This is a genomic window from Acinetobacter gyllenbergii (assembly GCF_001682515.1).
GTDB classification, from domain to species: Bacteria; Pseudomonadota; Gammaproteobacteria; order Pseudomonadales; family Moraxellaceae; genus Acinetobacter; species Acinetobacter gyllenbergii.
This window is the reverse complement of sequence record NZ_KV575262.1, coordinates 233,112-257,465: the sequence shown is the minus strand read 5'-3', so window position 1 is coordinate 257,465 and position 24,354 is coordinate 233,112. Positions and strand designations below refer to the sequence as shown.

Annotated in this window: 23 protein-coding genes; 13 read left to right on the top strand and 10 right to left on the bottom strand. The window is 40.9% G+C overall.

The window, feature by feature from the left end:
* Nucleotides 1–232 precede the first annotated feature (232 nt).
* The 6 genes from pepN (at nt 233) to NG55_RS07190 (ending at nt 7,862) form a co-directional block, all read left to right on the top strand.
* On the top strand, nt 233–2,839 hold the full coding sequence (gene pepN, locus NG55_RS07215; RefSeq protein WP_065342840.1) for an aminopeptidase N: 2,607 nt from the start codon (nt 233–235) through the stop codon (nt 2,837–2,839).
* A gap of 107 nt (nt 2,840–2,946) precedes the next feature.
* Nucleotides 2,947–3,633, top strand: coding sequence for a dienelactone hydrolase family protein (locus NG55_RS07210; RefSeq protein ID WP_065343059.1), 687 nt, complete (start codon nt 2,947–2,949; stop codon nt 3,631–3,633).
* A 65-nt stretch (nt 3,634–3,698) separates the two neighbouring features.
* Nucleotides 3,699–4,136: an RDD family protein gene (locus tag NG55_RS07205; RefSeq protein WP_016541101.1), complete on the top strand. Its 438-nt coding sequence runs from the start codon at nt 3,699–3,701 to the stop codon at nt 4,134–4,136.
* Nucleotides 4,137–4,446: 310 nt separating this feature from the next.
* Nucleotides 4,447–5,139 (top strand): hypothetical protein, encoded by a 693-nt coding sequence (locus NG55_RS07200; RefSeq protein WP_065342839.1) that lies wholly within the window; start codon nt 4,447–4,449, stop codon nt 5,137–5,139.
* Between the two features lie 56 nt (nt 5,140–5,195).
* A complete protein-coding gene (locus NG55_RS07195; RefSeq protein ID WP_065342838.1) occupies nt 5,196–5,915 on the top strand; it encodes an MgtC/SapB family protein in 720 nt (239 codons plus the stop codon).
* Nucleotides 5,916–6,029: 114 nt separating this feature from the next.
* Entirely contained in the window at nt 6,030–7,862 is a 1,833-nt protein-coding gene (locus NG55_RS07190) for a monovalent cation:proton antiporter-2 (CPA2) family protein (RefSeq protein WP_065342837.1), read from the top strand.
* A 38-nt stretch (nt 7,863–7,900) separates the two neighbouring features.
* Here the strand turns inward: NG55_RS07190 and NG55_RS07185 are convergent, their stop codons facing one another.
* The 4 genes from NG55_RS07185 to aceR all read right to left on the bottom strand — a co-directional run bounded on the left by NG55_RS07185 (nt 7,901) and on the right by aceR (nt 11,910).
* Nucleotides 7,901–9,079 (bottom strand): benzoate/H(+) symporter BenE family transporter, encoded by a 1,179-nt coding sequence (locus NG55_RS07185; RefSeq protein ID WP_016541105.1) that lies wholly within the window; start codon nt 9,077–9,079, stop codon nt 7,901–7,903.
* A 108-nt stretch (nt 9,080–9,187) separates the two neighbouring features.
* Nucleotides 9,188–9,838, bottom strand: a complete 651-nt coding sequence (gene leuE / locus NG55_RS07180) for a leucine efflux protein LeuE (protein WP_016541106.1) — start codon at nt 9,836–9,838, stop codon at nt 9,188–9,190.
* A gap of 72 nt (nt 9,839–9,910) precedes the next feature.
* Nucleotides 9,911–10,900, bottom strand: a complete 990-nt coding sequence (gene tal, locus NG55_RS07175; RefSeq protein WP_065342836.1) for a transaldolase — start codon at nt 10,898–10,900, stop codon at nt 9,911–9,913.
* Nucleotides 10,901–11,016: 116 nt separating this feature from the next.
* On the bottom strand, nt 11,017–11,910 hold the full coding sequence (gene aceR / locus NG55_RS07170; RefSeq protein ID WP_016541108.1) for an HTH-type transcriptional regulator AceR: 894 nt from the start codon (nt 11,908–11,910) through the stop codon (nt 11,017–11,019).
* Nucleotides 11,911–11,997: 87 nt separating this feature from the next.
* Here aceR and aceI point away from each other — a divergent pair, with 87 nt between their 5' ends.
* From aceI to NG55_RS07140, 6 genes are all read left to right on the top strand, one after another.
* Nucleotides 11,998–12,429: a chlorhexidine efflux PACE transporter AceI gene (gene aceI / locus NG55_RS07165; RefSeq protein ID WP_016541109.1), complete on the top strand. Its 432-nt coding sequence runs from the start codon at nt 11,998–12,000 to the stop codon at nt 12,427–12,429.
* 185 nt (nt 12,430–12,614) lie between these two features.
* Nucleotides 12,615–13,010, top strand: a complete 396-nt coding sequence (locus NG55_RS07160; protein WP_016541110.1) for a tautomerase family protein — start codon at nt 12,615–12,617, stop codon at nt 13,008–13,010.
* 95 nt (nt 13,011–13,105) lie between these two features.
* Complete coding sequence (locus NG55_RS07155) at nt 13,106–13,480, top strand: hypothetical protein (protein WP_023270024.1); 375 nt, start codon at nt 13,106–13,108, stop codon at nt 13,478–13,480.
* Between the two features lie 106 nt (nt 13,481–13,586).
* A complete protein-coding gene (gene mfd / locus NG55_RS07150) occupies nt 13,587–17,045 on the top strand; it encodes a transcription-repair coupling factor (RefSeq protein WP_016541112.1) in 3,459 nt (1,152 codons plus the stop codon).
* A 198-nt stretch (nt 17,046–17,243) separates the two neighbouring features.
* Nucleotides 17,244–17,678: an HIT domain-containing protein gene (locus tag NG55_RS07145; protein WP_004652971.1), complete on the top strand. Its 435-nt coding sequence runs from the start codon at nt 17,244–17,246 to the stop codon at nt 17,676–17,678.
* Between the two features lie 52 nt (nt 17,679–17,730).
* Nucleotides 17,731–19,167, top strand: a complete 1,437-nt coding sequence (locus NG55_RS07140) for an adenylate/guanylate cyclase domain-containing protein (RefSeq protein ID WP_016541113.1) — start codon at nt 17,731–17,733, stop codon at nt 19,165–19,167.
* 30 nt (nt 19,168–19,197) lie between these two features.
* Here NG55_RS07140 and NG55_RS07135 read toward each other — a convergent pair whose 3' ends face one another.
* Complete coding sequence (locus tag NG55_RS07135; protein WP_065342835.1) at nt 19,198–19,632, bottom strand: Rrf2 family transcriptional regulator; 435 nt, start codon at nt 19,630–19,632, stop codon at nt 19,198–19,200.
* 110 nt (nt 19,633–19,742) lie between these two features.
* On the opposite strand from NG55_RS07135, the gene NG55_RS07130 reads away from it, so the two are divergent.
* Nucleotides 19,743–20,624, top strand: a complete 882-nt coding sequence (locus NG55_RS07130; RefSeq protein WP_065342834.1) for an NAD(P)/FAD-dependent oxidoreductase — start codon at nt 19,743–19,745, stop codon at nt 20,622–20,624.
* A gap of 56 nt (nt 20,625–20,680) precedes the next feature.
* Here NG55_RS07130 and fdx read toward each other — a convergent pair whose 3' ends face one another.
* The 5 genes from fdx to iscU all read right to left on the bottom strand — a co-directional run bounded on the left by fdx (nt 20,681) and on the right by iscU (nt 24,271).
* A complete protein-coding gene (gene fdx, locus NG55_RS07125; protein ID WP_004652975.1) occupies nt 20,681–21,019 on the bottom strand; it encodes an ISC system 2Fe-2S type ferredoxin in 339 nt (112 codons plus the stop codon).
* A gap of 17 nt (nt 21,020–21,036) precedes the next feature.
* On the bottom strand, nt 21,037–22,896 hold the full coding sequence (gene hscA, locus NG55_RS07120; RefSeq protein WP_065342833.1) for a Fe-S protein assembly chaperone HscA: 1,860 nt from the start codon (nt 22,894–22,896) through the stop codon (nt 21,037–21,039).
* Between the two features lie 38 nt (nt 22,897–22,934).
* A complete protein-coding gene (gene hscB, locus NG55_RS07115) occupies nt 22,935–23,453 on the bottom strand; it encodes a Fe-S protein assembly co-chaperone HscB (protein WP_004652978.1) in 519 nt (172 codons plus the stop codon).
* A gap of 81 nt (nt 23,454–23,534) precedes the next feature.
* Nucleotides 23,535–23,855, bottom strand: coding sequence for an iron-sulfur cluster assembly protein IscA (iscA, locus tag NG55_RS07110; RefSeq protein WP_004652979.1), 321 nt, complete (start codon nt 23,853–23,855; stop codon nt 23,535–23,537).
* A 29-nt stretch (nt 23,856–23,884) separates the two neighbouring features.
* Nucleotides 23,885–24,271 carry a Fe-S cluster assembly scaffold IscU gene (gene iscU / locus NG55_RS07105; RefSeq protein ID WP_004652980.1) on the bottom strand — a complete coding sequence of 129 codons (387 nt, stop codon included), beginning with the start codon at nt 24,269–24,271 and terminating at the stop codon, nt 23,885–23,887.
* Nucleotides 24,272–24,354: the final 83 nt, after the last annotated feature.

The following is a 24,354-nucleotide window of genomic DNA, read 5'->3' as shown; positions in this document are numbered from 1 at the left end:
AAAACCCATTTGGTTGTGTAGCATTTATTTAAGAATGGAAAACGATGTTGTAATTTTGTCTAAACGGCATGTGATTTGCTCAATAAATTTGAAAACCTGAAAACTAAACCCAATAAAATTCTTAAAACGGGTGTGTGACCCTAAAGACAGCTTTTGTAAGTTGGCGTATGATCGACTCATCAAGAGTCTTGCCAACAAGACCATCCGACATGATGAAAGATAAGGAATACTGATGAATATTGCGGCGCAACCTCCAGTACAAGCAGATCAAACCATTTATTTAAAAGACTATCAAAAGCCTTCTTTCTTGGTTGAATCGATCAATCTGGACATCCAAGTTTATGATGATCATACGCTTGTTGATTCTACGCTGGTGATGAAACGCCAAACGACTGGTACTTTGGTGCTTTTGGGGCGTGATCTGGAATTAAAATCGATCCAACTCAATGGGCAACTCCTGAGTGCAGAGCAATATCTGTTAGATAGTGAACAATTGCTGATCGCTGATGCACCAGATCAGGTCATTCTACAAACTCAAGTGATCATTCATCCTGAATCGAATACGCAATTAGAGGGTTTATACAAGGCAGGTGATTTATTTGTCACTCAAAATGAACCTGAAGGTTTCCGTAAAATTACTTTTTATCCTGACCGTCCTGATGTATTGGCCGAATTTACCACACGTGTAGAAGCGGATAAGAAATATCCAGTACTGCTTGCAAACGGCAATTTATTGGAAACTGGAGAGGCTGGGGAAGGCCGTCATTTTGCAATTTGGCAAGACCCAACCAAAAAGCCAAGCTATTTATTTGCCTGTGTGATTGGTGATTTGGCGGTATTGAAGGATCGTTACACCACTTCGGAAGGTCGTGATGTTGCCTTAGAAATTTATGCAATTGAAAAAGATATTCCGAAATGTCATATCGCGATGGAGGCTCTAAAGCACTCAATGCGTTGGGACGAAGAACACTATGGTCGCCCGTATGATCTCGATAACTATATGATTGTCGCCGTCAGTCAGTTCAACATGGGGGCGATGGAAAATAAAGGTTTAAATATCTTTAATACGTCTTGTGTACTTGCCGATGAAGAATACACTACTGATGCTGCGATTATGCGAGTTCAGTCAGTCATTGCACATGAATATTTCCATAACTGGACAGGCAACCGAATTACCTGTCGTGACTGGTTCCAATTGTGTTTAAAAGAAGGTTTAACGGTTTTCCGTGACCAGTCTTTCTCTGAGGATTTACAATCAGCAGCCGTACAACGGATTGATGATGTAGCGGTATTGAAATCGCATCAATTCCCAGAAGATGCGGGCCCCTTATCGCATCCGCCTCGTCCAGACCATTTTGTTGAAATCAACAACTTCTATACCGCGACAGTGTATGAGAAGGGTGCTGAAATCAACCGCATGATGGCAACTCTATTAGGTAAAGAAAAATACCGTCAAGGCACAGATGAATATTTCCTACGCCATGATGGGCAAGCGGTCACAGTGGAAGACTGGGTGGCTGCATTAAGTGCAGGTTCGGGTGTTGATCTCTCTAATTTCCTGACGTGGTATAACCAACCTGGTACACCAAAGTTAGAAGCTAAAGGTGAATATGATGCTGCTGCACAGACGTATCGTTTAAGCTTCAAACAAAGCTTGAAAGCACATCCAAAATATCCAAACCTTAAAGCAGTACCAATTCCTGTGGCTCTGGCATTATTTAATGCCAATACGGGTGAGCAATATACCTTGCACAGCACTGATCTGTTTGTGAATGAGGTCAAAGATGGCGTGTATTTATTTGATCAAGATGAAGCAACAATTGAATTTACAGGGGTGACTGAGCAACCTGTAGCTTCGTTATTACGTAATTTCTCGGCACCTGTGAATTTAGTCTTTGATTATTCTAATGATGATCTTGCCTTCTTGATTCAGCACGAAACCAATGGCTTTAACCAATGGCAAGCAACACAAACCTTATTGGAACGTATTCTTTTAGAAGACCATAAGGTGGATACCTATATTCAGGCAATTAAAAATACCTTGCCAGACTTAGTGAATAAAGATCCGTTATTGGCATCGCGTTTATTTGATGTACCAAGTGAAAACTATTTAGGCAGTCGTATTGATCAAGACTATGAGCCTGAACTGATTCGTGAAAAGCGTGAAGCTGTGCTGGATCGTTTAGCACGTGATTTAGGTTCATTCTGGAAAGAGACTTATTTGGCTTTAGATCCAGACCAGCAAAAAGAGTTTTCTTTGGCGATGGGCGTACGTTCATTAAAGAATATCACTCTGAATATGTTGGCGCGTCAAGGCGATGAATCTGTATTTGAGTTGGCTTATGCACAATACCAACAAACGGGCAATATGTCTGAGCGTTTAGGTGCATTACGTGTTTTGGTCTGGAATGACGCACCCCAAGCACAAGCGGCACTTGCAGATTTCTATAACCGTTTTAAAGATGAAGCTTTATCTTTAGATCAATGGTTTAGTATTCAAGCATCGAACCCGTGTGCAACAGCAGAAACCATTGAATATCTGACCAAGCACGCCGATTATGATTTGGGAACACCGAACCGTATCCGTGCCGTAAGTGGCGGTTTGGCGGCAAATCCAGTCAATACGTGGAGCTTTGGTGTCGATCATTTCATTGGGTTGGCTGCTTATCTGGATGAGAAAAACCCAATCTTAGGTTCTCGTTTATTACAAGTGCTGTCACGCTGGTACACCTTGGCTGAACCACAACGTAGTCAGGTGCAACAAGCCCTTAAGGCATTGCAACCTAAAGTAAAATCGAAAAATGTAGCTGAGACATTGAACAGTTTACTTAGTATTTGATTGATTGAATGAATAGGAAAAGGATGTCGTCAGACATCCTTTTTTATTTGACAATTAGTATTGTCAGAAATAGTATGGAAATCATTCGAATGTAACGGATGACTGCAATGGAAATAAAAACAATCACATTACCAACACGTCAAATTGAAGTTGAAGTGTATGCACCCACACAAAGCTCTGAAAAAACGCCTGCTATTTTATTGTTACATGAGTTATTCGGTATTCTCGATGTCTATCGTGAAGATGCCCAAGACTTGGCGGATCGGGGCTATTTGGTTTATGTACCTAATCTATTTAGTGGCGGTGCAGTTAAATATTGTATTCGTGCCATGGTGAGCAAAGCTGGCCGCATCAATGCTGCGGATAGTGAAGTTAATCAAGAAATTCATGTATTACTGGATGCTTTAAAGGCAGATCTTCGATCCAATGGTCGCTTAGGCATGTTAGGGCAGTGCTTAACAGGGGGCTATGTAATTCAGATGGCGAAGCGCGAAGATATGTTGGCACCTGTGGTTTATCATCATTCTTTAGGTATTCAAGGTGCTGGTGTTCCAAACAAAGAATCTCTGGATGAGGTTCGTATTTTACAAGGGCATTGGTCTACGGTTGATCCATTTTGCCCAGCGACCAAGCGTAATAAATTAATCCAGCAATTGGGTGATCGGGTGGAAGCCTATACTTATAATATGCCACATGGCTTCCGTAGTGTGAGTCGGGGATTGCCTGAATCCCAAGTCGTGTGGCAACGTACGCTTGATTTTTTTGAGCGAGAATTAAAACAAAACACAATATAAATCATTGGAAAAACAGCGTATTATTCAATTGAACTAAATTTCTACAATTAAAAAATGAGGGAAATATGTCTCATAAATATGAATATGCAGGCTTCTGGATACGTGTGGGTGCCGCCATTATTGATTCCATTATTGTGATTGTTGCCATGATTCCATTAACCATGATTTTTGGTGGTGGCAATACCACAGTTGCCTCTGATGGTTTTTCATCATTCCAATTTATGTCTACGGCAGATTGGATTTGGCAAATTCTCGCCGCAGTCTTTTATATTTTCTGTTGGATTAAATTTGCTGGTACACCAGGTAAGCGTCTGCTTCGATTAAAAGTGCTGGATGAAAAAACAGGTGAAAATGTGACTGTTGGACAGGCTATCATTCGTTATATTGGTTATATCCCAGCAACATTAGTATTTTTTATTGGTTTAATCTGGGTGGCATTTGATGCGAAGAAGCAAGGCTGGCACGACAAAATGGCAAAAACTGTAGTGGTAAGAGAGCTTTAATTTAGCGCGAAATTTTATCATGTAATAAAAAATTCATACGATAGGGCTTGTGAATCAATTCGCATGTCCTATAATGCCGTTGAGTTTATTCACGGAGATCCTAAATGGGAAGTTGTTCGAGGTTCGGGTTTAATAAGGGATTAAGCCAAAGCGAATACTGAGCAAGTGAGCTATTTAGGTCGGCTATCTTGCAATGAGATAGCTTTGCTAAAAATTATCTAAACCCTCCTATAAAATTTTGCTGTATCCACAAAATTTATTGTATTGACTGCATCCTGTTTAGTTTCTCACCTAAAATGGGGAGAAGCCTATGTTTTTTCACGCTTCCATTCAATGGCTTGCTATTGTTAACGTATTTATTTTATGTGGATTATTGCTGACTCAAAAGAGTAAGGCGGGTCCACTCATCAACACCGATGATGTCTCCATTACAGCAGCGCAGCAATGTCAGCTAGAAAGCACTTATAGTTATAACAAGGATGGAACTTGGTCTTATCAAGTTGTCCCTGCTTGTAATCTCAATCAAAATTTAGAAGTATCGTTGGGTTATCACTCCAGTAAAGATCAAGACCAGATTCATGGCTTTTCGGTTCAAGCGAAAAGCATTTTAAAGTCAATGGACAATGACTGGGGGGTTGCCAGTAGTTTACAGCTATCACGTGATGATGTTGCTCATCATGGAGATTTAAACTGGTTTTTGAATGTTCCTGTCAGTTTTCAATTCTTAGATCAACGTTTAGCATTGGATACCAATCTCGGTTATCAACAGGCCGATGAGCACCTAGTTCGCTGGGGAATCGCTTCAACTTATACGCTGACCGAGCATGTCGGTGTAACAGTTGAAACGTATAATCAAGATCGCCAAGCGCCATTCTTCCAAACAGCATTACAATACAGTTTGATTCCCAATGTTCTGACTTTAGAAGCATCCTTTGGTGATCGCTTACATCGCCTAAAACAACATTGGTTTGGACTCGGCTTAAGTTATACGCCTTCATCCTAATTGTTTCAAATCTAGTTAATCTGTCATTAAAAACATTGATAATAAATAGGTGTAAGATGCAATTAAAATTTTTACAAAATGTTGATTTATCGAATATTGCTGACACGCTGGTCAGCTTATCCGTTGCTTTTATACTGGGTGCATTGATTGGCGTAGAGCGCCAGTATCGACAACGCACGGCTGGACTCAGAACCAATGTACTGGTTGCTGTCGGTGCTGCAATTTTTGTCGATATTGCGACCAATTTAACGGGTGCAGAAGGCGCAGTCCGCGTGATTGCCTATGTGGTTTCAGGGATCGGTTTCTTGGGTGCGGGTGTGATTATGCGCCAAGAAGGTAATATTCATGGTCTAAATACCGCAGCGACTCTCTGGTGCTCCGCAGCTGTGGGGGCTTCGGCTGGTTCAGACCTCATTATTGAAGCAATACTGGCAACTGGATTTATTTTGGCGGCAAATACGTTATTAAGACCCATTGTCCATGTCATTGACCGTCGTCCGATTGATGATGACACCGAAGTTTTACATGTCATCTATATTATTTGTGACCGTAGTCAGAGTAAGGTGGTGATGGATGAGTTGAATTTAACCTTGCAACACCATAATTATCCGGCCAAAGATATTGAAGTCACACCGTTTGGTGAAAAAGAGGTCGAGATTGAAGTCACTTTGATTGCAACCTCCATTGATGCAGAAGAAGCGCAGCATATTATTAATCATTTGAATGCCATGCCACAAATTAGACAGGCATTTTGGGATAAAAATACCATCAATTAAGCCTTGGAAATAGTTTCTATATCATGTAGTTGAGATAGATTGTCCCAAAAATGATATATAAAATGTCTATTGTTTCACATAAAATGAAGCCAGCTTGATAACAATGAGAACTGTATGAGTTCAGAAGCACATTCAATTAGCTTAATTGCACCCGTGGTTTTATTGGCTGCGGCAGTGATTGCAGTACCTATTTTTAAACGGATTGGCTTGGGTTCCGTCCTTGGTTATTTAATTGCAGGTCTGATTATTGGACCCTTTGGTTTTGCTTTTTTTCATGATTCGGCTTCGATTTTACATATCGCAGAACTTGGGATCGTGATGTACTTATTTGTGATTGGTCTGGAGATGCAGCCCTCACATTTATGGGGTTTAAGGCGTGAAATCTTTGGACTAGGCACTTTGCAAATTGTCGCCTGTGCCTTGGCATTAACAGGTGTCGGCTTATTGTTTGGTTTTAGTTGGCAAGTTGCCTTTATTGGCGCAGCAGGTTTTGTACTGACTTCAACAGCCATTGTGATGCAACTGCTAGGAGATCGTGGTGATATCGCTCAGCCGCAAGGGCAAAAGATTGTTGCCATTTTATTATTTGAAGATTTGCTGATTGTGCCGTTACTGGCAATTGTTGCTTTTATGGCGCCAAACCATGTAGTGGAAAGTACTTCGACACGCTTGGAAAGTGTCGGCATTGGTTTAATTGCGATTGCAGGTCTCATTGCCGCAGGGTATTGGTTGCTGAACCCATTATTTAGACTGCTTGCCGCGGCAAAAGCCCGAGAGGTGATGACAGCGGCAGCGCTGCTGGTGGTTTTAGGTGCAGCCTTGTTAATGCAAGTCAGTGGTTTATCCATGGCGATGGGGGCTTTCTTGGCAGGGGTATTGTTATCTGAATCGACTTTTAGACATCAGATTGAAGCAGATATTGAACCTTTCCGTGGCTTATTATTGGGCTTGTTCTTCCTCGGTGTCGGGATGTCGCTGGATTTATCGGTGGTTGCTCAGAATTGGCAACTGATTGTCAGCGGTGTTTTAGCGATGATGTTTGCTAAGGCCCTGATGATTTATATCGTTGCACGTGTCACCAAAAGCTCTCATACCGAGGCGCTTGACCGAGCTTTGCTGATGGCACAAGGTGGTGAATTTGCCTTTGTTCTGTTTGCCGCTGCATTGAGTGCGCAAGTCATTGATAATTCAGTCAAGTCGAATTTGACTGCGATTGTGGTGTTATCAATGGTGTTAACCCCGATTTTAGGCATTGTATTTAAACGTTTTACTGAAACCAAAGATCAGATCAATTTAGACAATGTCAATATTGCTGAAGGCTTGAGTGGCAGTGTACTGATGATTGGCTTTGGTCGTTTCGGTCAGGTGACCAGTCAACTGTTATTGGCAAGAGGAGTAGATGTCACCATTATTGATAATGACATCGACATGATTCAAAACGCGGAAAAGTTTGGTTTTAAAATCTATTATGGCGATGGCTGCCGTTTAGATATTTTGCATGCATCGGGTGCATCTTCAGCCCAAGCCATTGTGGTTTGTGTCGACAGTAAGGAAACCACCAATCGAATTGTTGAGTTGGTCACGCATGAATTTCCATTGGCTAAGCTGCTGGTTCGTTCTTATGACCGCGAACATTCGCTTTATTTAGTGAAGCATAAAGTGGATTATATGATTCGCGAAACCTTCGAATCTGCAATCAAATTTGGTGGCGTGATCTTGCAAGAATTAGGCGTTGATGAAGATGAAGTACAACGCATTACGGATGAAATTCGTGATCGTGATGATGAGCGTTTTGAAACAGAGATCGCTGCGGATGATGTCTATGCAGGTGTAGGTTTACAATATACCCATACGCATCCGCGTCCAACAGCGCCATTAATTCGTCCTAAACAAGCTGCACGTATTTTAAATGATGAAGAAGCACAGAAAGATTTAGAGGAAAAGTAATCCGCAATGCTTTCCGTGCATGATTTGAATAAGCCCAACTAGGGCTTATTTTTTGCTTTAAATCTAAATAACACTAGTACGAAGATACCTAATAACAAACCCCAAAACGCTGAGCCAATACCCCAGAATTGGACACCTGAGGCACTACATAAAAAGGTGAGTAGCGCAGCTTCACGTTCTTCTACATTTGAAAAAGCAACGGCAATGTTGTGGCTAATCGTCGCAAATAGGGCAATCCCTGCAAGCGCCACAATAAAGATTTGCGGGAATGACATCAGTAGGCTGACCAGCGTCGCTGCAAAGAGCCCCATTAAGATATAGAACAGACCACAGCTGATTCCAGCAATATAGCGTTTGCTTGGATCGGGATGTACTTGATCATCTAGGCTTACCGCTGCACTAATTGCCGCTAAATTGATTGAGAAACAGCCGAAAGGCGCAAAAATAGTATGTGCGACACCTGTCCAACCCACCAACTGATTCACATGCGGGTGGTAGCCATAGCTTTTAATCATGGCAATCCCGGGCAAGTTTTGTGAAGTCATATTGATGACAAACAGTGGCAAAGCTAAGCCTAAGATGGCAGACCACGAAAATGAAGGTTGCATCCACACGGGTTGGGTCAGTGACCACGTGATTGATTGAAGTTTAAAGTCGATAAATAGTGGGCAGATCGCTGCACCTAAAATCACCGTCAGTACAATGCTATAACGTGGAAATAAGCGTTTTGAAACCAAATAGATCACAAGCATACTGAGAATAAAGCCAAGATGGCTTTCTAAGCTGCTAAAAATTTGAATACCAAATTTTAATAAGATCCCTGCCAGCATGGCACAGGTCAGACTTTGTGGAATATGGGCCAATAGTTTTTGGAAGATTCCTGAAAAACCAACAATGGCAATGGCAATACCACAGACCAAGAAAGCACCAATCGCTTCATATAAATCATAATGCCCAGTCGAGGCAATGATCAATGCAATCCCTGGCGTCGACCATGCGGTGGCAACGGGATATTTATATTTCCAAGACAGGATCAAGCCCGAGAGACCAATGGCAAGTCCCAATGCCCAAAACCAAGAACTGATTTGAGCAGTATTGGCACCTAAAGATTGTGCGCCTTGAATGACGAGGATGGCGGAAACACTAATCCCGATTAAGAAAGTAATAAAGCCAGCAAAAACTGCTGGAATTGAAAAATCTTGGAGGAGACGTTGCATCTATGCATCTATACTTGTTTAAAATTTGTTGAAAAGTATATCGTTAATGCGACCTAAATCGTAGTTCTAAAGTGATTGAATAAATTGATCATTCGATCAAATTTATGCTTAGGTGAGCGTTGACGTTGCCAATCTTAAACCAAAACCAAAGAACAAGATTCCGACCACACAAATCCCAGTAGCTGCAATTTTATAATTATGTTTGAAAAAACTAGCCAGTTTAATCCCAGAGAAAATCAAAGCGGTTAAATAGCTAAAACTTACAATTTGCACAATCAATGCCAATACTAAAAAGCTTAATGCAGGATAGGCATAATCAGGTTCTACAAACTGCACAAAAAAAGACAGGAAAAACAGAATCGCTTTCGGATTAAGTAAGCTGATACTGAGTGCTGTACGGTAAGGATGAACTTGATCAAGTTTCGGTAAATCAGCTAGCTCGGCATGGTGAGGCGGCTTATTCCAAGTTTGATAAGCACCTTGTAATAATTTAAAACCTAAGTAGGCGAGATAACAAGCCCCTGTTAATTTGAGAATAATGAACAGAATCGGGAAGGCTTTGAGTAAGGATGCCGCACCTAATACCGTACACAGGATTAAAATAGAATCGCCTGTAAATACACCGCAAGCTGCCGCGTAACCAGTACGAATGCCATAACGAGAAGCTACGGACATGACATAGAGAGAGTTAGGGCCAGGTAATAACACAATTAAGATTGTACCAATAATATATGTGGTTAAATCTGTTATACCGAACACAGTGAACTCATTAAAAAACCGATTTTCGCTAATATAACAAAAATCGGTTTTTATTGGTGAAAAATCGACTAATTATGGTTTGATTTCAGCATCAATCCCAAACGACTGACGTAACAATAAACTAAGCTGATCACGGGCTTTGATAAAGCCATCAATACCCCCTTGTAGTAATTGAAAGGCCATCAAATCTTGTTCAAGTTCAGCTTTAAAACTCTCTTTACTTTGTGCTGGACGTTCAATGCTTTCTGCTTGTTGAGCAAATTCGGCACTTAGTTGAGGTTCAACAAGCTGTTGATCTTGTTCCAACTGAGCCAAAAGATTTGGGGCAATCGTAAGTAAGTCACAACCTGCTAAACCAAGCACTTGTGCGGTACTACGGAAGCTTGCACCCATCACTTGGGTTGGAATGCCTTGCTGTTTGTAGTAGTTATAAATCTTTTTCACAGAAAGTACGCCAGGATCTTTGGCAATTGGATATTGCTCTACACCTTCAGCTTTTTTATACCAATCTAATATACGACCTACAAAAGGTGAGATCAGCGTGACGTTTGCATCAGCACAAGCCTGAGCTTGATGTAAACCAAACAACAAAGTGAGATTACATGGAATACCCTCAGCTTCGAGTACTTCTGCCGCTTGAATGCCTTCCCATGTGGACGCGATTTTAATCAGAATACGTGATTGCTCAATGCCGTAACCTCGATAGAGCTGAGAGAGCTCACGTGCTTTGGTAATTGTTGCTTCCGTGTTGTAAGAAAGAGAAGCATCGACTTCTGTAGAGACACGACCCTCGATCAATTTTAAAATTTCGACACCAAACTTCACAGTCAAAATATCAATGGTACGTTCAATCAGTTCATCACGTTGATAGCCTTCTTGCTTGGCTTGAGTATAAGCATCTTCTATCAGCTCGCGGCTTTCTGGTTGTTCAGCTGCAGCTGTGATGAGTGATGGATTGGTCGTTGCATCAAGTGGACGAAATTTTTCAATCGCTTCTAGATCACTACTATCGGCAACAACGGTGGTTAAATTTTTTAATTGGTGTAATGCATTCTGAGTCATTGATATCGCGTTCTTACATAAACAATATTATCGGTAACTTCTGTTATAACACAATCTGGATGAAAGCAAAGCCCCGCATTTGTTTGCAGAATTGTTCATCCTGTCTACACTTGTACTTATGTCTCATTTTTTTGACGTTGTTGTCGAATGTGGTCAATTAAGTATTTTGCAGCAAGTCCTAATTCACTTTCACGGCTCCATACTAGATCGACGTAGTATTCAAATTTTGGTGTGAAATCATACATTTCCAAAATCTTCAGTTTCTTTTTAAGTTCTGGATTTTCATTGAACATTTGTAAGGGGAGGACACCCCAACCTAAGTTGCGAATAATCATCATGCAAGCAGAATGATGATTGTCTGTGCGCCAATAGTCTTTAGAATAGAGCAACTCTGGCTTGATACTATGATCACGACTTGCGACTACAATTTGGCGTGTTTGTACGATTTGTTCAAAAGATACGTGATCTAGTTGTGCTAAAGAATGATTTTTAGCAATGACAGGAACAAGCGCTTCTCTTTTTAGTTCCACAAATTGTTCGCGGCTATCCAATTGTTCACGTTCAAACATCAATGCAAGTTGTGCAGATTGATCAAGTAACATCTGTAAAGCATCTTCTTGTGGGGCTGAAAAAATATTCATTTCAAGACTTGGAAAACGCTGCTCCAGCAAGGTGATATAGTCAGTCCAGTTGGTATAAAGCAGCTCAGACACTACCACGATATTGAGCGTCGACTCCAAACCAGTACTCAAGGCATGCGCATGCTGTTTCCATTGATTGATTTCAATCAATAATTGTTGCGTTTTCTCGTACAGGACGATGGCTTCTGCTGTTGGAATGGGTTCACGTCCGACGCGTTCAAACAGATTAAGATTGAGGTCAATTTCTAAATTGGCAATCGACATGCTTACTGCAGAGGGGACCTTGCCTAATTTACGGGCAGCAGCAGAGAAAGAGCCTGTTTCAATCACGGTTTGAAACATGATGAGTTGTTCTTGATTAATATTCATCTGTCAAAAATACTGAAAGAATCTGATTGGATTAATCAAAATTATAAAAATAAAATAGCCTCAATCCAAATAAAAGAGTGTTATGAAATGTTGATTTCCAAAAGAAGACTCATTCATGCAATTAGCTATGAAGTGATTTTATTGGTCATCATCGCAATTGCGTTAAGTTTTATTTTTAGTATGCCGCTTGAAGTCACGGGGATTCTGGGTACGATCATGGCGGTCATTTCAGTGTTCTGGAATATGATTTTTAACCATTTCTTTGAAAAAGTGGAACATAAATATCAGTGGGAAAGAACCATTCCAGTCCGCATTCTGCATGCAATTGGGTTTGAAGGTGGTTTGATGCTGGCTACCATTCCAATTATTGCATATATGATGAAAATGAGCTTTATCGAGGCCTTAATTCTCGATTTCGGTTTGACCATGTGTATTTTGGTTTATACATTTATCTTCCAGTGGTGTTATGACCTTGTAGAAGGTCGTTATTTCCCAAATGCAAAACTTGCTTCTTCTTGATGATGAAACAAAAGCATTCTTCGGAATTTTCTGAAGAATGCTTTTTTATGGTTTTAGAAAAAATGGTTTGATTACAGTATTGATAAAGTCAGAACAATAAAGTTTATTTAATATTGTGTAAGAAAGTAGCAAACATAGTAAAAATAAATAGATATCACAACGCAAGATCGTAGGAGAATAACAATATGCCAAGTGTGCTGATCGAAGTCAGGCAGCAATATCCAGTCGAAGTTGAGCTGGAGATTATGGAAGCGGTGCATACTGCGCTTAGAGATGCGTTTAAAATCATGGCCAGTGATCGAAATGTGCGTTTAATTGTCCATGAAGCACATCGTTTTCAATGTCCGCCAGAAAAGGCAAAACCTGAATGTTATACCTTGATCAGTATTGATGCTTTTCTTGGACGTTCCTTAGATGCCAAGCGTCAGCTGTATAAATTGATTGTGCATAATCTTGAGCCGATAGGCATTCCCAAAGATCATGTGAAAATTATGCTTCGTGAACTGCCTTCGGAGAATTTTGGTGTTCGTGGTGGACAAGCAGCATGTGATGTTAATTTAGGATTTAAGATTGATGTTTAGAACAAGGTTTTAAAGAGGAAAGCTCGATCAGGGCTTTCTTTTATTTGAATATGAAAATAGCCTAAGTAATTTTAAAAGATGAGATAAATAAAAAGATGTTCAAATTAATTTTGCTTATTCTATTCATTGTTTGCCAAGTCAGCTATGCGGGCTATGATTTACATATTACAAAAAAAGAATTTTATTTTAATGAAGGGGAATGTATTACTCCTGCAGAATGGCACGCTTATATGATGCTAGATCCATCAGTAAAAAGTGATCTCCAGAATTCAGCACAAGACTTTCTGATTCTTATTGATAAGCAAGAAATTCCATTAATATATAGTCATGATTCTTGTAGTTTATCGATTAAAAATCCAAGTCCTGAAGCGATTAGGAAAATGATCGAGATTGCAAACAAACTGCATGCAACAGTACAAGGTGACGATGCTGAAATTTATATCACGCCGGAGGAAATAATTAGACGATAATTTATAAGAAGCTGAAGCTTAAATCAGTCGTAGAAAAACTCACACTCCTCAAAAAACATCATGCTAAAATAGGGTACTTATCTTTTTAGATTGCATGATTTTCTCTATGTTTCAACAAGAAATTTCTCAATTAAACTTACAACAATTCAAAGCGGGCGAAAAACGCTGGATTGGTTCCTTGTTAGGGTCATCCGCAGCACTATTATTCAAAGAAATTGCCTCACAAAGTTCAAACCTATATGTCATTGTTGCAAGGAATAATCAACATCTTGCTCAGCTTGAGAGCGAACTCGAATTTTATGGCATCAAGCCCATTATTTTCCCGGATTGGGAAATTTTGCCTTATGACCGTTTATCTCCGCATCAAGACATTGTTTCTGAGCGTTTGGCAATTTTATCGAATATGCCACAAAAAGGGATTTTACTGGTTTCAGCCAGCACTTTAGCGCAACGCGTTGCACCTTATTCGTGGGTCGTGGGCGAACACTTTGATATTAAAGTGGGGCAGAAACTCGACCTTGAAGCGCAAAAGAAACAATTGGTTCAAGCAGGTTATCGCTTAGTTGACACAGTTTATGATCACGGTGAGTTTGCAGTTCGCGGTAGCATCATGGATATTTTTGCATCTGGACAAGATCAACCGATTCGAATTGACTTATTTGATGATGAAATTGACAGCCTAAAATTCTTTGACCCAGAAACACAAAGAACCACCGAATCCTTAAAAAACTTTACTGTTTTACCTGCAAAAGAATTTCCTCTGAAAGAGGGGCGTTCGACTTTTAGAGACCGTTATGCAGAAAGCTTCCCAACTGCAAATCCGAAGAAAAATCCGATTTATCAGGATGTATTAGAAGGAATTGCAACCCCGGGTTTAGAGTTTTATTTGCCATTATTCTTTGATAAGAAGGTGATGGAAGCACAAAGTATGCTGACGACATACTTACCAAAGAATTGCGTTGTCATTACAAATAGTGAAATTGAAGATGATTTTGTTCACTTCTGGAAAGAAGTGATGCGTCGTTATGAAGATCGACGCCATAACATTGATCAACCGATTCTACCGCCAGAAGACTTATTTTTAATGCCCAACCATGTTTTACAGGCATTAAATCAATTCCCTCGAATTTTGGCTTCAGCTGAAGCTTTCGATGCCAAGGCAGGTGTACTCAACATCACTGCTGAACAGCCACCTAAATTGGCTGTTGATCCGAAAAAAGAACAACCTTTTGAAGCAGTAAAACATTATATCGACCAAGCCAAGCACCCTGTTTTATTGGTGGCAGAGAGTGCGGGTCGTCGAGAAACGCTAAAAGATGCGCTACGTGGTGTGTTGGGTGAAATTCAAAATGTAGATAGTTTTGCTCAATTCCAAAAAGATAAGTTACAGGTTGCGATTACCAGTGCGCCACTGGATCGAGGGTTGTTACTGAGTAATCAGTTGTCGGTGATTTCAGAAAACCAGCTTTATGAACACCGTGTGGTTCAACGCCGCCGTAAACGCCAACAAGAAGTATCTGAAGAGTTTTTGATTCGTAGTTTAACCGAGCTGAGTATTGGTGCACCTGTGGTGCATATCGATCATGGTGTAGGGCGTTACGCAGGTTTAATTACTTTAGAAATCGATGAGCAGGATCATGAGTTCTTGCAGCTTGATTATGCAGATGGCGCGAAAGTCTACGTACCTGTAACCAATTTGCATCTGATCAGCCGCTATAGTGGTGGCGATCCTGATTTAGCCCCATTGCATAAATTAGGTACAGATACATGGAGTAAAGCGAAGCGCAAAGCTTTGGAGCAAATTCATGATGTGGCCGCAGAGTTATTGCATATTCAGGCCCGTCGTCAATCCAAACCAGGTTTTGCCTTTGAGCTGGACCATACAGGCTATATGCAATTCTCCAGTGGTTTTGCCTACGAAGAAACTTTAGACCAAGCCAATGCCATTGAAGCAACCCTCCATGATATGCAGCTTGCCAAACCGATGGACCGTTTGGTATGTGGGGACGTGGGCTTTGGTAAAACCGAAGTGGCGATGCGTGCAGCCTTTGTTGCGGTACAAAATAATAAGCAAGTTGCAGTTCTTGTACCGACGACCTTGTTAGCACAGCAACATTATGAATCCTTTAAAGATCGTTTTGCCGATACGGCAGTAAGGATTGAAGTATTGTCTCGCTTTGGCAGCAATAAGACCCATTTGAAAACCATTGAAGATTTGGCTGAAGGCAAAGTCGATATCGTGGTAGGAACGCATAAAATTCTGCAAGAAAACATCCAATTCAAGAATCTTGGACTCATGATTGTCGATGAGGAGCATCGTTTTGGTGTTCGTGATAAAGAACGGATTAAAGCCCTACGCGCCGATGTGGATATGTTGACTTTAACCGCGACGCCGATTCCACGTACCTTGAATATGGCATTTTCTGGGATGCGTGATCTCTCGATTATTGCAACACCACCCGCACGCCGTTTAGCCGTAAAAACTTTTGTACAAGAACATACCGATGATTCGGTCAAAGAAGCAATTCTGCGTGAGTTATTACGTGGTGGTCAGGTGTACCTATTGCATAATGAGGTAGACACCATTGAACGCGCTGCTGAAACCATTCGTCATTTAGTTCCAGAAGCACGAGTTGCGGTTGCGCACGGTCAAATGCGCGAACGCGAACTTGAGCAAGTAATGCAGCAGTTCTATCACAAAGAATATAACGTATTGGTCTGCTCAACCATTATTGAAACGGGTATTGATGTGCCGAACGCCAATACCATCATTATTGAGCGTGCGGATAAATTGGGCCTGGCGCAACTGCATCAATTGCGTGGTCGTGTTGGACGTTCGCATCATCAAGCCTATGCCTATTTATTGGTTCCATCGATCAAACACCTGAAAGGCGATGCCGAAAAGCGTTTAGATGCGATTCAACGTGCTTCCACTTTGGGGGCTGGCTTTATGCTGGCAACTGAAGACTTGGAGATTCGAGGCGCGGGTGAATTACTCGGTGAACAGCAAAGTGGTTCAATGCAGGCAATTGGTTATAGTCTGTATATGGAGATGCTCGAAAAAGCGACCAAAGCCATTCAAAAAGGCAAAACGCCTAATTTTGATGCGCCGTTGTCATTAACTGCTGAAATTAATTTACATATGCCAGCACTGATCCCAGATGATTACTTGGGTGATGTCCATCAACGTTTGTTGTTCTATAAGCGTATCAGTAATACCGATAGCCAAGAGAAGCTCGACAATATCCGTATGGAGTTGATTGATCGTTTTGGTATTCCACCACAACCTGTGAAGCAATTGTTTAGTGTGCATCAGCTGCGCTTGCGTGCAGAGCAGTTGGGTATTACCAAAATTGATATTAACAGTAATGGGGGGTATATCGAGTTTTCACCGGATACTCCTGTGCAGGCGATCAGCATCATCCAACTGATGCAGAAAAATCCAACTTATTACCGAATGGAAGGCGGTCAACGTTTGAAAGTCACGGTGCAATTGGCTGAATACGATAAGCGGATTCAGTTCATTGTAGATTTGCTGAACAAGCTATTGAGTGAGTTAAATTGAGGCTTTTAAGCATTTGATTTGCTGGTTAATTGAGCAAGTTGTGTTTTTTAGCAAATGCGATCCTGTTTTTGATCAGATGTTCATGCAATAAATGAGGAAAATCATTGTTATTTGTAATCAAACAGGTTACTAATAATATTCACATCAAAACTGATGTGATAGTATTGATCATCATTATTCTGCATCATTTATAAAGATATGTTTAGTTTGCATCCACAACTTGCTCAAGATACATTTTTTGTAGGCGACTTCCCGCTTTCAACATGTCGTTTAATGAATGATATGCAATTTCCTTGGTTGATCCTGATTCCACGTGTTCCAGGCGTCACAGAATTATATGAATTAAGCCAAGCAGACCAAGAACAGTTTTTACGTGAATCAAGCTGGTTATCAAGCCAATTGTCACGTGTATTCCGTGCAGACAAGATGAATGTTGCCGCTTTAGGAAACGTTGTTCCTCAGCTTCATTTTCATCATGTAGTACGTTATCAAAACGATGTTGCATGGCCTAAGCCAGTATGGGGAACACCAGCTGTGCCTTATAGCAATGATGTACTTGCGCATATGCGTCAAACATTAATGTTGGCATTGCGTGGACAGGGTGATATGCCATTTGATTGGCGTATGGACTGATCCAGAAAAATAGAATAAATACAGTATTCTATAATAAGAAAAGGAGGATAGGGTGCCACTAGATAGGTTGATTGATAAAGAACCTAGACAGTTCGCTTATTTTCATCGTTTGATGGGATATTCGATTCTGTCACTTATTTTGGTAATTTATGCATTTACCTCAACCAGTGCTAGCTATCAACTCTACCTTCTTCCTTTATTATTCATTTATTTTTTGCTCTGTCCTCGTTTAGAAAAATGGCTGCAATATAAATTTGATAAAAAAATAGAAAAAAATGTTCTGTTTGCCAATGAGGCGGTGATCGTCGCATTGGTGCTTGCTGCAATACATTTGAGTCTAGTTCCGACCTTTACCATTTTATTTGCACTGCTCTATGTCGGATTGAATAACCGAATTTCTTTGCCTGTTTCCTGTTTGATCGGGCTGATAGGTGTCATTACATTCTACTTCAGTACCTACATCATTTTTGGTGCAGAAGAGTATTTTGAACCTACCAATCCAGAACTGACTGTTGTGAGCCTTTTAGGCTTAATGATGTTTATTGTGATTGGTAATTATTATCAGCATCGTCGTTTGAATATTTTGGGGCAGCAACGCCAGCACTATCATAATCAAATGACGCGTTATATTGCGTTCGCCAATCAGTTGAGCCGTTATGCGCCGTTACAGTTGTGGCAATCAATTATGCGCGGTGAGGCAGAGGCAAAAATTGAATATAAGCGTAAAAAATTAACCATTTTCTTTTCTGATATACAAGGTTTTACTGAGTTGTCAGAAACCCTCATTCCCGATGATTTAGCCTTCTTGCTGAATGATTATTTGAGTCATATGACTGAAATTGCCAAGCAGTATGAAGCAACCGTCGACAAGTTTATGGGCGATGCGATTCTTATTTTCTTTGGGGATCCAAACTCGCAGGGTGTCGAACAGGATGCAAAATCCTGTGTCGAAATGGCTATTGCGATGCGCCAGCAAATGAAATTGTTACGTGAACGCTGGAAGAAGATGGGTTATCCTGCTTTACATATTCGTATGGGCATCAGTACGGGTTATTGCCACGTCGGTAACTATGGTGCTTCACATCGTATGGCTTATACCATTGTTGGTCGTGACGTAAACTTGGCAGCCCGTTTGCAGTCTGCGGCAGAAGTCGATGAAATTTTGATTGCCGATGACACCCATCAGCTGATTAAAAATGAGTTTTTGTGTGTGCCTAAAGTACCTATTTATTTAAAAGGTATTCAAGGTCCTGTTAAAACCTGGCAGGTGATGGAGAAATTCACAGGCAAGAAATCAGATACACAAAAATGGTTTGATTTCGATTATAAAGGTTTCCATTTAGTTTTGAATTTAGAAGAAGTACAGAACTATGAATATCCTGAACTGGTCGAGATCTTGGAAAATATGGTTCAGCGTATTAAGACCCAGCAAAAAATTACCAATGCACAGGGTATTCCTAAATTGACTTTAGATGATGAAGTTCGATAATTAAACCCCATCTATTCTGTCAGTTCATTCTTAATGTATATGAATCTCATATAAATGATCAAATTCAGCAGCTAACGATGCCAGTGTCGTGGCTTTGAGTTGTTGCGTCAGAATATTTTGTGCATCTTGTATTGCATGATTTAAAGCGGAATTCACCACTCGTTCGACTAAGCATTCTGGATTTTCTCTTTCATTGCCAATCGCAAAAATCGTTGGCTCACCCACGGCTTGATAAATATCCCACAGCGTAATTTTTTCTAAATCACCTGTTAACTGCCAACCACCACCTGCGCCTTTTTCTGAATGGACAAAACCTGCCTTTTTAAGACCTGACATGGTCCGTCTGACCACAACTGGATTAGTGGAAAGCATTTGTGCGATTTCATCAGAGGTAAAAGTCTTGTTTTGTCTTGCCATGTGAAGTAGCACATGAAGCATTCGTGAAAGTTTACTGTCTGTACGCATTGAATTTATAAAAATATAAAAAGGGATTACATTAAATGTAACATCAAAAGTTGCAAATTAAAATAAAAAGCATTAATGTAACTTTTAAAGTTACATTAAGGGTTGAACTTATGCAGTACGATGTTGCGATTATTGGTGGAAGTTATGCGGGTTTGTCAGCAGCGATGCCCTTGGTAAGAGCGCGTAAAAAAGTGGCAGTGATTGATGCTGGGCAAAGGCGGAATCGCTTTGCAGCGCATTCACATGGCTTTTTAACACAGGATGGGCGTAAAGCCAGTGAGATTGTGGATATTGCTAAGCAGCAGCTTTTAGCTTATCAGATGGTTGACTGGGAAGATGGTCAGGTGAAGCGTGTAGAAAAAGTTGAGGGTGGTTTTGCAATCTGTATTGATGCCACTCGTTCAATCACCGCAAAACGTTTGATCATTGCCGCAGGCATCAAAGATCGGCTACCTGAAATTTTAGGTTTAGCTGAGCGTTGGGGGAAAAGCATTTTTCATTGTCCTTATTGTCATGGTTATGAGCTTAATCAAGGTAAGATCGGGATTATTGCCAGTTCAGAACATGCGACACATATGGCGATGATGTTGCCAGATTGGGGGGATACCACGCTGTTCTTAAATGATTATCCTATAGCCGAGGAATTGTTTGATCAATTAGCCACCCGAGGTGTCCGCGTAGAAAAACGGTTGATTCAAGAAATTATCGGGCATAGCGATGTGTTACTCGCAGATGGTTCTGTTATTCAGTTGGATGGTATTTTTGCAACCACAAAATGTAGCATCGCTCAGGACTGGATATTCAAGTTAGGTTGTGAGATTGAACAGAATGCGATGGGTGAGGCAATAAAGACCAATGCAATGAAAGAAACATCAGTGACAGGAATTTTTGCCTGCGGTGATGTTGCTCGTTTAGGCGGTTCAGTACCTTTGGCTGTTGGAGATGGCACCATAGCTGGTGCTGCTGCACATCGATCTTTAATTTTCGCTTAGCAAATAAAAAGCTAGAGATTGACTCTAGCTTTTTATGTCTGAGAAAATCAGTTGAATTAATGATTTTCCGAAGCATGGTTGATGGTGTATTTAGGAATTTCGATTTCTAAATCTTCATCTACAATTTCAACTTGGCAAGACAGGCGAGAATCAGGCTCTAGGCCCCATGCACGGTCAAGCAAATCTGCTTCAACGTCATTCATTTCTTCAAGGCTGTCAAAGCCTTTACGCACAACCACGTGACAGGTCGTACAAGCTGCTGACATGTCACAAGCATGTTCAATTTTAATGCCGTTTTTTAATAAACTTTGGCATAAATTGGCGTTATGTTCGACTTCAAATTCTGCACCTTCAGGGCAAATTTGTGCATGAGGAAGAACTTTAATACGTGGCATATTGATCACCTATACCTTTAGTTTGAGTTTGACCAATCTTCAAGTTTTGTACCTTTTAAGGCATGGTCAATATGTCGGTTCATACGCAATGCAGCAAAGGCATCACTATGAATTTTAAGTTGCTGAACAGCATGTTCAATCGCTGCAAGCTCATCGGTTTTCAGACGGGCTTTTAACGCTTCAGCGGCAAGAATTAAATCTCGAGCTTGTTGCTGTGAGAGTAAATCCGTATCTGCTTTTAACGCTTGTTCGAGTGCTTCTAGCTCACGTTGCGCTTCTACTTTGGTTTCTTGCAAATGACGAAGGTGTTTGTCTTCTTCGGCATATTGGAAGCCTTCAACCAATAAACGTTCAGTATCCGCTGCGGATAAACCATAAGATGGTTTGATATCAATTTGTGCTTGAACACCAGAGGTGGTTTCTTTTGCTGAAACGGTGAGTAAACCATCCGCATCAACTTGGAAAGTCACTTCAATACGGGCTTGACCAGCAGTCATTGGTGGAATGCCATGTAACACAAAACGGCCCAATGAGCGGCAATGCTCAACTAAGTCACGTTCACCTTGCACTACATGAATCAACATCGCAGTTTGACCATCTTGATAGGTGGTAAATTCCTGACGGCGCGCCACAGGAATTGCGGTGTTTCGTGAAATCAAACGTTCAACCAGTCCACCCATGGTTTCTAGACCAAGAGAAAGTGGGGTCACATCAAGCAATAATGAACCATCTTGGCTATTACCAATCAACTGATTGGCAGTGATTGATGCGCCAATGGCAACCACTTCATCAGGGTTAATGGTGCATAATGGTTCACGTTGAAATAATTCACCCACCGCTTTCTGTACGGCATAAGAGCGCGTAGAACCACCGACAAGGACTACATGTTCGATTTCGTCGAGATCAAGCTTGGCATCACGTAATACACGTTTGCACACACTCATGGTTTTATCGAGTGCGACTTGAATAATTGCTTCAAAGGTTGGGCGATCTAAAGTGAGACGATCATCCAGTAATTTTAATTCGGCAGATTCGTGATCGGTTAAATATTCTTTGGCTTGACGTGCTGCTACAACAAAAACGGCATATTCTTCATCAGTTAAGGTTTCGATGTTGAGCTGTTTTTTAGCCCATTTTACGATTAAGCGATCAAGGTCATCACCACCAAGGGCAGTGTGTCCGCCAGTCGCAAGAACTTCAAACACACCTTGTGAAAAACGTAAGATCGAGACGTCAAATGTACCGCCCCCTAGATCGTAAATCACATAGTTACGATCGGTGCTGAGATTGGTGTCTTGATCCAATCCATAAGCAACAGCCGCTGCTGTAGGTTCGTTCAATAAACGTAAAACATTCAAACCTGCAAGCTGTGCAGCATCACGTGTTGCTTGACGTTGTGCTTCGTCGAAATAGGCTGGAACGGTAATCACAGCACCATTCACAGGGTTGTTGAGGCTGGCTTCGGCACGGTCTTTTAACTGTTTTAAAATTTCTGCAGAAATTTCGACAGGTGTTTTACGACCAGCCGCAGTTTCAAATGCAGGCATTTCATTTTCTGCACCAACGAGTGTATATGGGTGCTGGAATTTGATATCTGCTTGTGAACGACCCATAAAGCGTTTTACTGAAACAACGGTATTTTTTGGATCAGTCAGCATAAAGGGTTTAGCTTCATAGCCAAACGTCGTTGCATCCTTTGCATAGTGAACAATAGATGGGAGTAATACTCGCTCTTTGTCATCTTGTAGAACTTTCGGTTTTCCCGATAGCACTGTCGCCACTAAAGAGTGGGTTGTCCCCAAGTCAATGCCAATCGCAATACGATGTTGATGCGGGGCAGTAGATTGACCAGGTTCAGCAATTTGCAAAAGTGCCATGCGTGCGGTATCCCTTGAAAATAATTGGTAACAGCGGATTAAAAATCATCATCGAGGTCGAAGCTTTCTTCTTCGTCCAGCATGCGATCTTCAGCTTTATCAATATCATTCATAACACGTTGGAAAAAACGTAACTTACGAACAGTATCACGTGCTTCAGCCCAGTCTTCGTCAGCAAAATCAATTTTAAATTCGCGAACTAGACCATCGATCCATTGCTGAATTTCAACTTTTAAAGTGTGAAGTTGCTCTGTTGAGGTGGCTTCATCAAGTTGTTCGCGCATTTCGAGTGCAGATTGCAAAAATTCAAAATCGCTAATGGATTGGTCAAGATGGTGATCTTGTTTTTTTAAGGCAAGTAGATATGCCGCACGACTATCAACTTGTGAGAGTACTTTATACGCTTGGTTGATTTCGCTTGACTTGATCAAGGCCTGATCTTTGTCAGTGGCTTTATCTGGGTGATATTGCTGTTGCAAACTTAAAAACTGTTTTTTTAAAGCTGCTAAATCTATATCGAGTGCTTCGGGTAATTGGAACAACTCAAAATGATTCATGGGAGATGAATTCCGCTATTGATAAATACGTTAAAACAGTGCGGAACACACTGTTTTGACGAAAAGAAAGAGGGTGTTTGCTTAGACGGTAAATGATTCACCGCAACCACATTCACCTTTTTGATTAGGGTTGCTAAATTCAAAACCTTCGTTTAAACCATTTTTGACATAGTCCATCTCTAAACCATCGAGATAAACTAGACTTTTGGGATCAACAAAAACTTTAACACCAAGTTGTTCAAAGACTTGATCATGTGTATCGACATCGTCGACAAACTCAAGTACATAAGCCAACCCAGAACAACCCGAAGTTTTCACACCAATACGAATCCCTTCACCCTTACCGCGGTTTTGCAGGTAATTGCTGATGTGAGTCGCAGCATTTTCAGTTAAATGGATCATGAAAACTCCAATGTTATTTCGGTCATCAATTAAGCTTTCGCTTTTTTACCGCGATAATCTTCAATCGCAGCTTTAATTGCATCTTCAGCTAAGACAGAGCAGTGTACTTTCACTGGTGGAAGTGCAAGCTCAGTCGCGATATCAATATTCTTGATTGATTGAGCCTCATCAAGCGTTTTACCTTTTAACCATTCGGTTACCAGTGAACTTGATGCAATTGCAGAACCACAGCCGTAAGTTTTGAAGCGAGCTTCTTCAATTACGCCATTGTCATCCACTTGAATTTGCAAACGCATTACGTCGCCACACGCTGGTGCACCGACCATACCTGTACCTACGTTTTCTGCATTTTTGTCTAAAACACCAACGTTACGTGGGTTTTCGTAATGATCAATTACTTTTTCGCTATAAGCCATGTCGCTTCTCCAAACCTCGGGGTCAGCCTAATATTAATATGAGGGTTAAAACACGTTTTTCAATGAAGTGCTCAATTGAGCAC

What these genes read in the sequence shown, in the direction of transcription:
- pepN (WP_065342840.1), top strand. Translation starts at nt 233, where the DNA reads ATGAATATTGCGGCGCAACCTCCAGTACAAGCAGATCAAACCATTTAT.
- NG55_RS07210 (WP_065343059.1), top strand. Translation starts at nt 2,947, where the DNA reads ATGGAAATAAAAACAATCACATTACCAACACGTCAAATTGAAGTTGAA.
- NG55_RS07205 (WP_016541101.1), top strand. Translation starts at nt 3,699, where the DNA reads ATGTCTCATAAATATGAATATGCAGGCTTCTGGATACGTGTGGGTGCC.
- NG55_RS07200 (WP_065342839.1), top strand. Translation starts at nt 4,447, where the DNA reads ATGTTTTTTCACGCTTCCATTCAATGGCTTGCTATTGTTAACGTATTT.
- NG55_RS07195 (WP_065342838.1), top strand. Translation starts at nt 5,196, where the DNA reads ATGCAATTAAAATTTTTACAAAATGTTGATTTATCGAATATTGCTGAC.
- NG55_RS07190 (WP_065342837.1), top strand. Translation starts at nt 6,030, where the DNA reads ATGAGTTCAGAAGCACATTCAATTAGCTTAATTGCACCCGTGGTTTTA.
- NG55_RS07185 (WP_016541105.1), bottom strand. Translation starts at nt 9,079, where the DNA reads ATGCAACGTCTCCTCCAAGATTTTTCAATTCCAGCAGTTTTTGCTGGC.
- tal (WP_065342836.1), bottom strand. Translation starts at nt 10,900, where the DNA reads ATGACTCAGAATGCATTACACCAATTAAAAAATTTAACCACCGTTGTT.
- aceR (WP_016541108.1), bottom strand. Translation starts at nt 11,910, where the DNA reads ATGAATATTAATCAAGAACAACTCATCATGTTTCAAACCGTGATTGAA.
- aceI (WP_016541109.1), top strand. Translation starts at nt 11,998, where the DNA reads ATGTTGATTTCCAAAAGAAGACTCATTCATGCAATTAGCTATGAAGTG.
- NG55_RS07160 (WP_016541110.1), top strand. Translation starts at nt 12,615, where the DNA reads ATGCCAAGTGTGCTGATCGAAGTCAGGCAGCAATATCCAGTCGAAGTT.
- NG55_RS07155 (WP_023270024.1), top strand. Translation starts at nt 13,106, where the DNA reads ATGTTCAAATTAATTTTGCTTATTCTATTCATTGTTTGCCAAGTCAGC.
- mfd (WP_016541112.1), top strand. Translation starts at nt 13,587, where the DNA reads ATGTTTCAACAAGAAATTTCTCAATTAAACTTACAACAATTCAAAGCG.
- NG55_RS07145 (WP_004652971.1), top strand. Translation starts at nt 17,244, where the DNA reads ATGTTTAGTTTGCATCCACAACTTGCTCAAGATACATTTTTTGTAGGC.
- NG55_RS07135 (WP_065342835.1), bottom strand. Translation starts at nt 19,632, where the DNA reads ATGCGTACAGACAGTAAACTTTCACGAATGCTTCATGTGCTACTTCAC.
- NG55_RS07130 (WP_065342834.1), top strand. Translation starts at nt 19,743, where the DNA reads ATGCAGTACGATGTTGCGATTATTGGTGGAAGTTATGCGGGTTTGTCA.
- fdx (WP_004652975.1), bottom strand. Translation starts at nt 21,019, where the DNA reads ATGCCACGTATTAAAGTTCTTCCTCATGCACAAATTTGCCCTGAAGGT.
- hscA (WP_065342833.1), bottom strand. Translation starts at nt 22,896, where the DNA reads ATGGCACTTTTGCAAATTGCTGAACCTGGTCAATCTACTGCCCCGCAT.
- hscB (WP_004652978.1), bottom strand. Translation starts at nt 23,453, where the DNA reads ATGAATCATTTTGAGTTGTTCCAATTACCCGAAGCACTCGATATAGAT.
- iscA (WP_004652979.1), bottom strand. Translation starts at nt 23,855, where the DNA reads ATGATCCATTTAACTGAAAATGCTGCGACTCACATCAGCAATTACCTG.
- iscU (WP_004652980.1), bottom strand. Translation starts at nt 24,271, where the DNA reads ATGGCTTATAGCGAAAAAGTAATTGATCATTACGAAAACCCACGTAAC.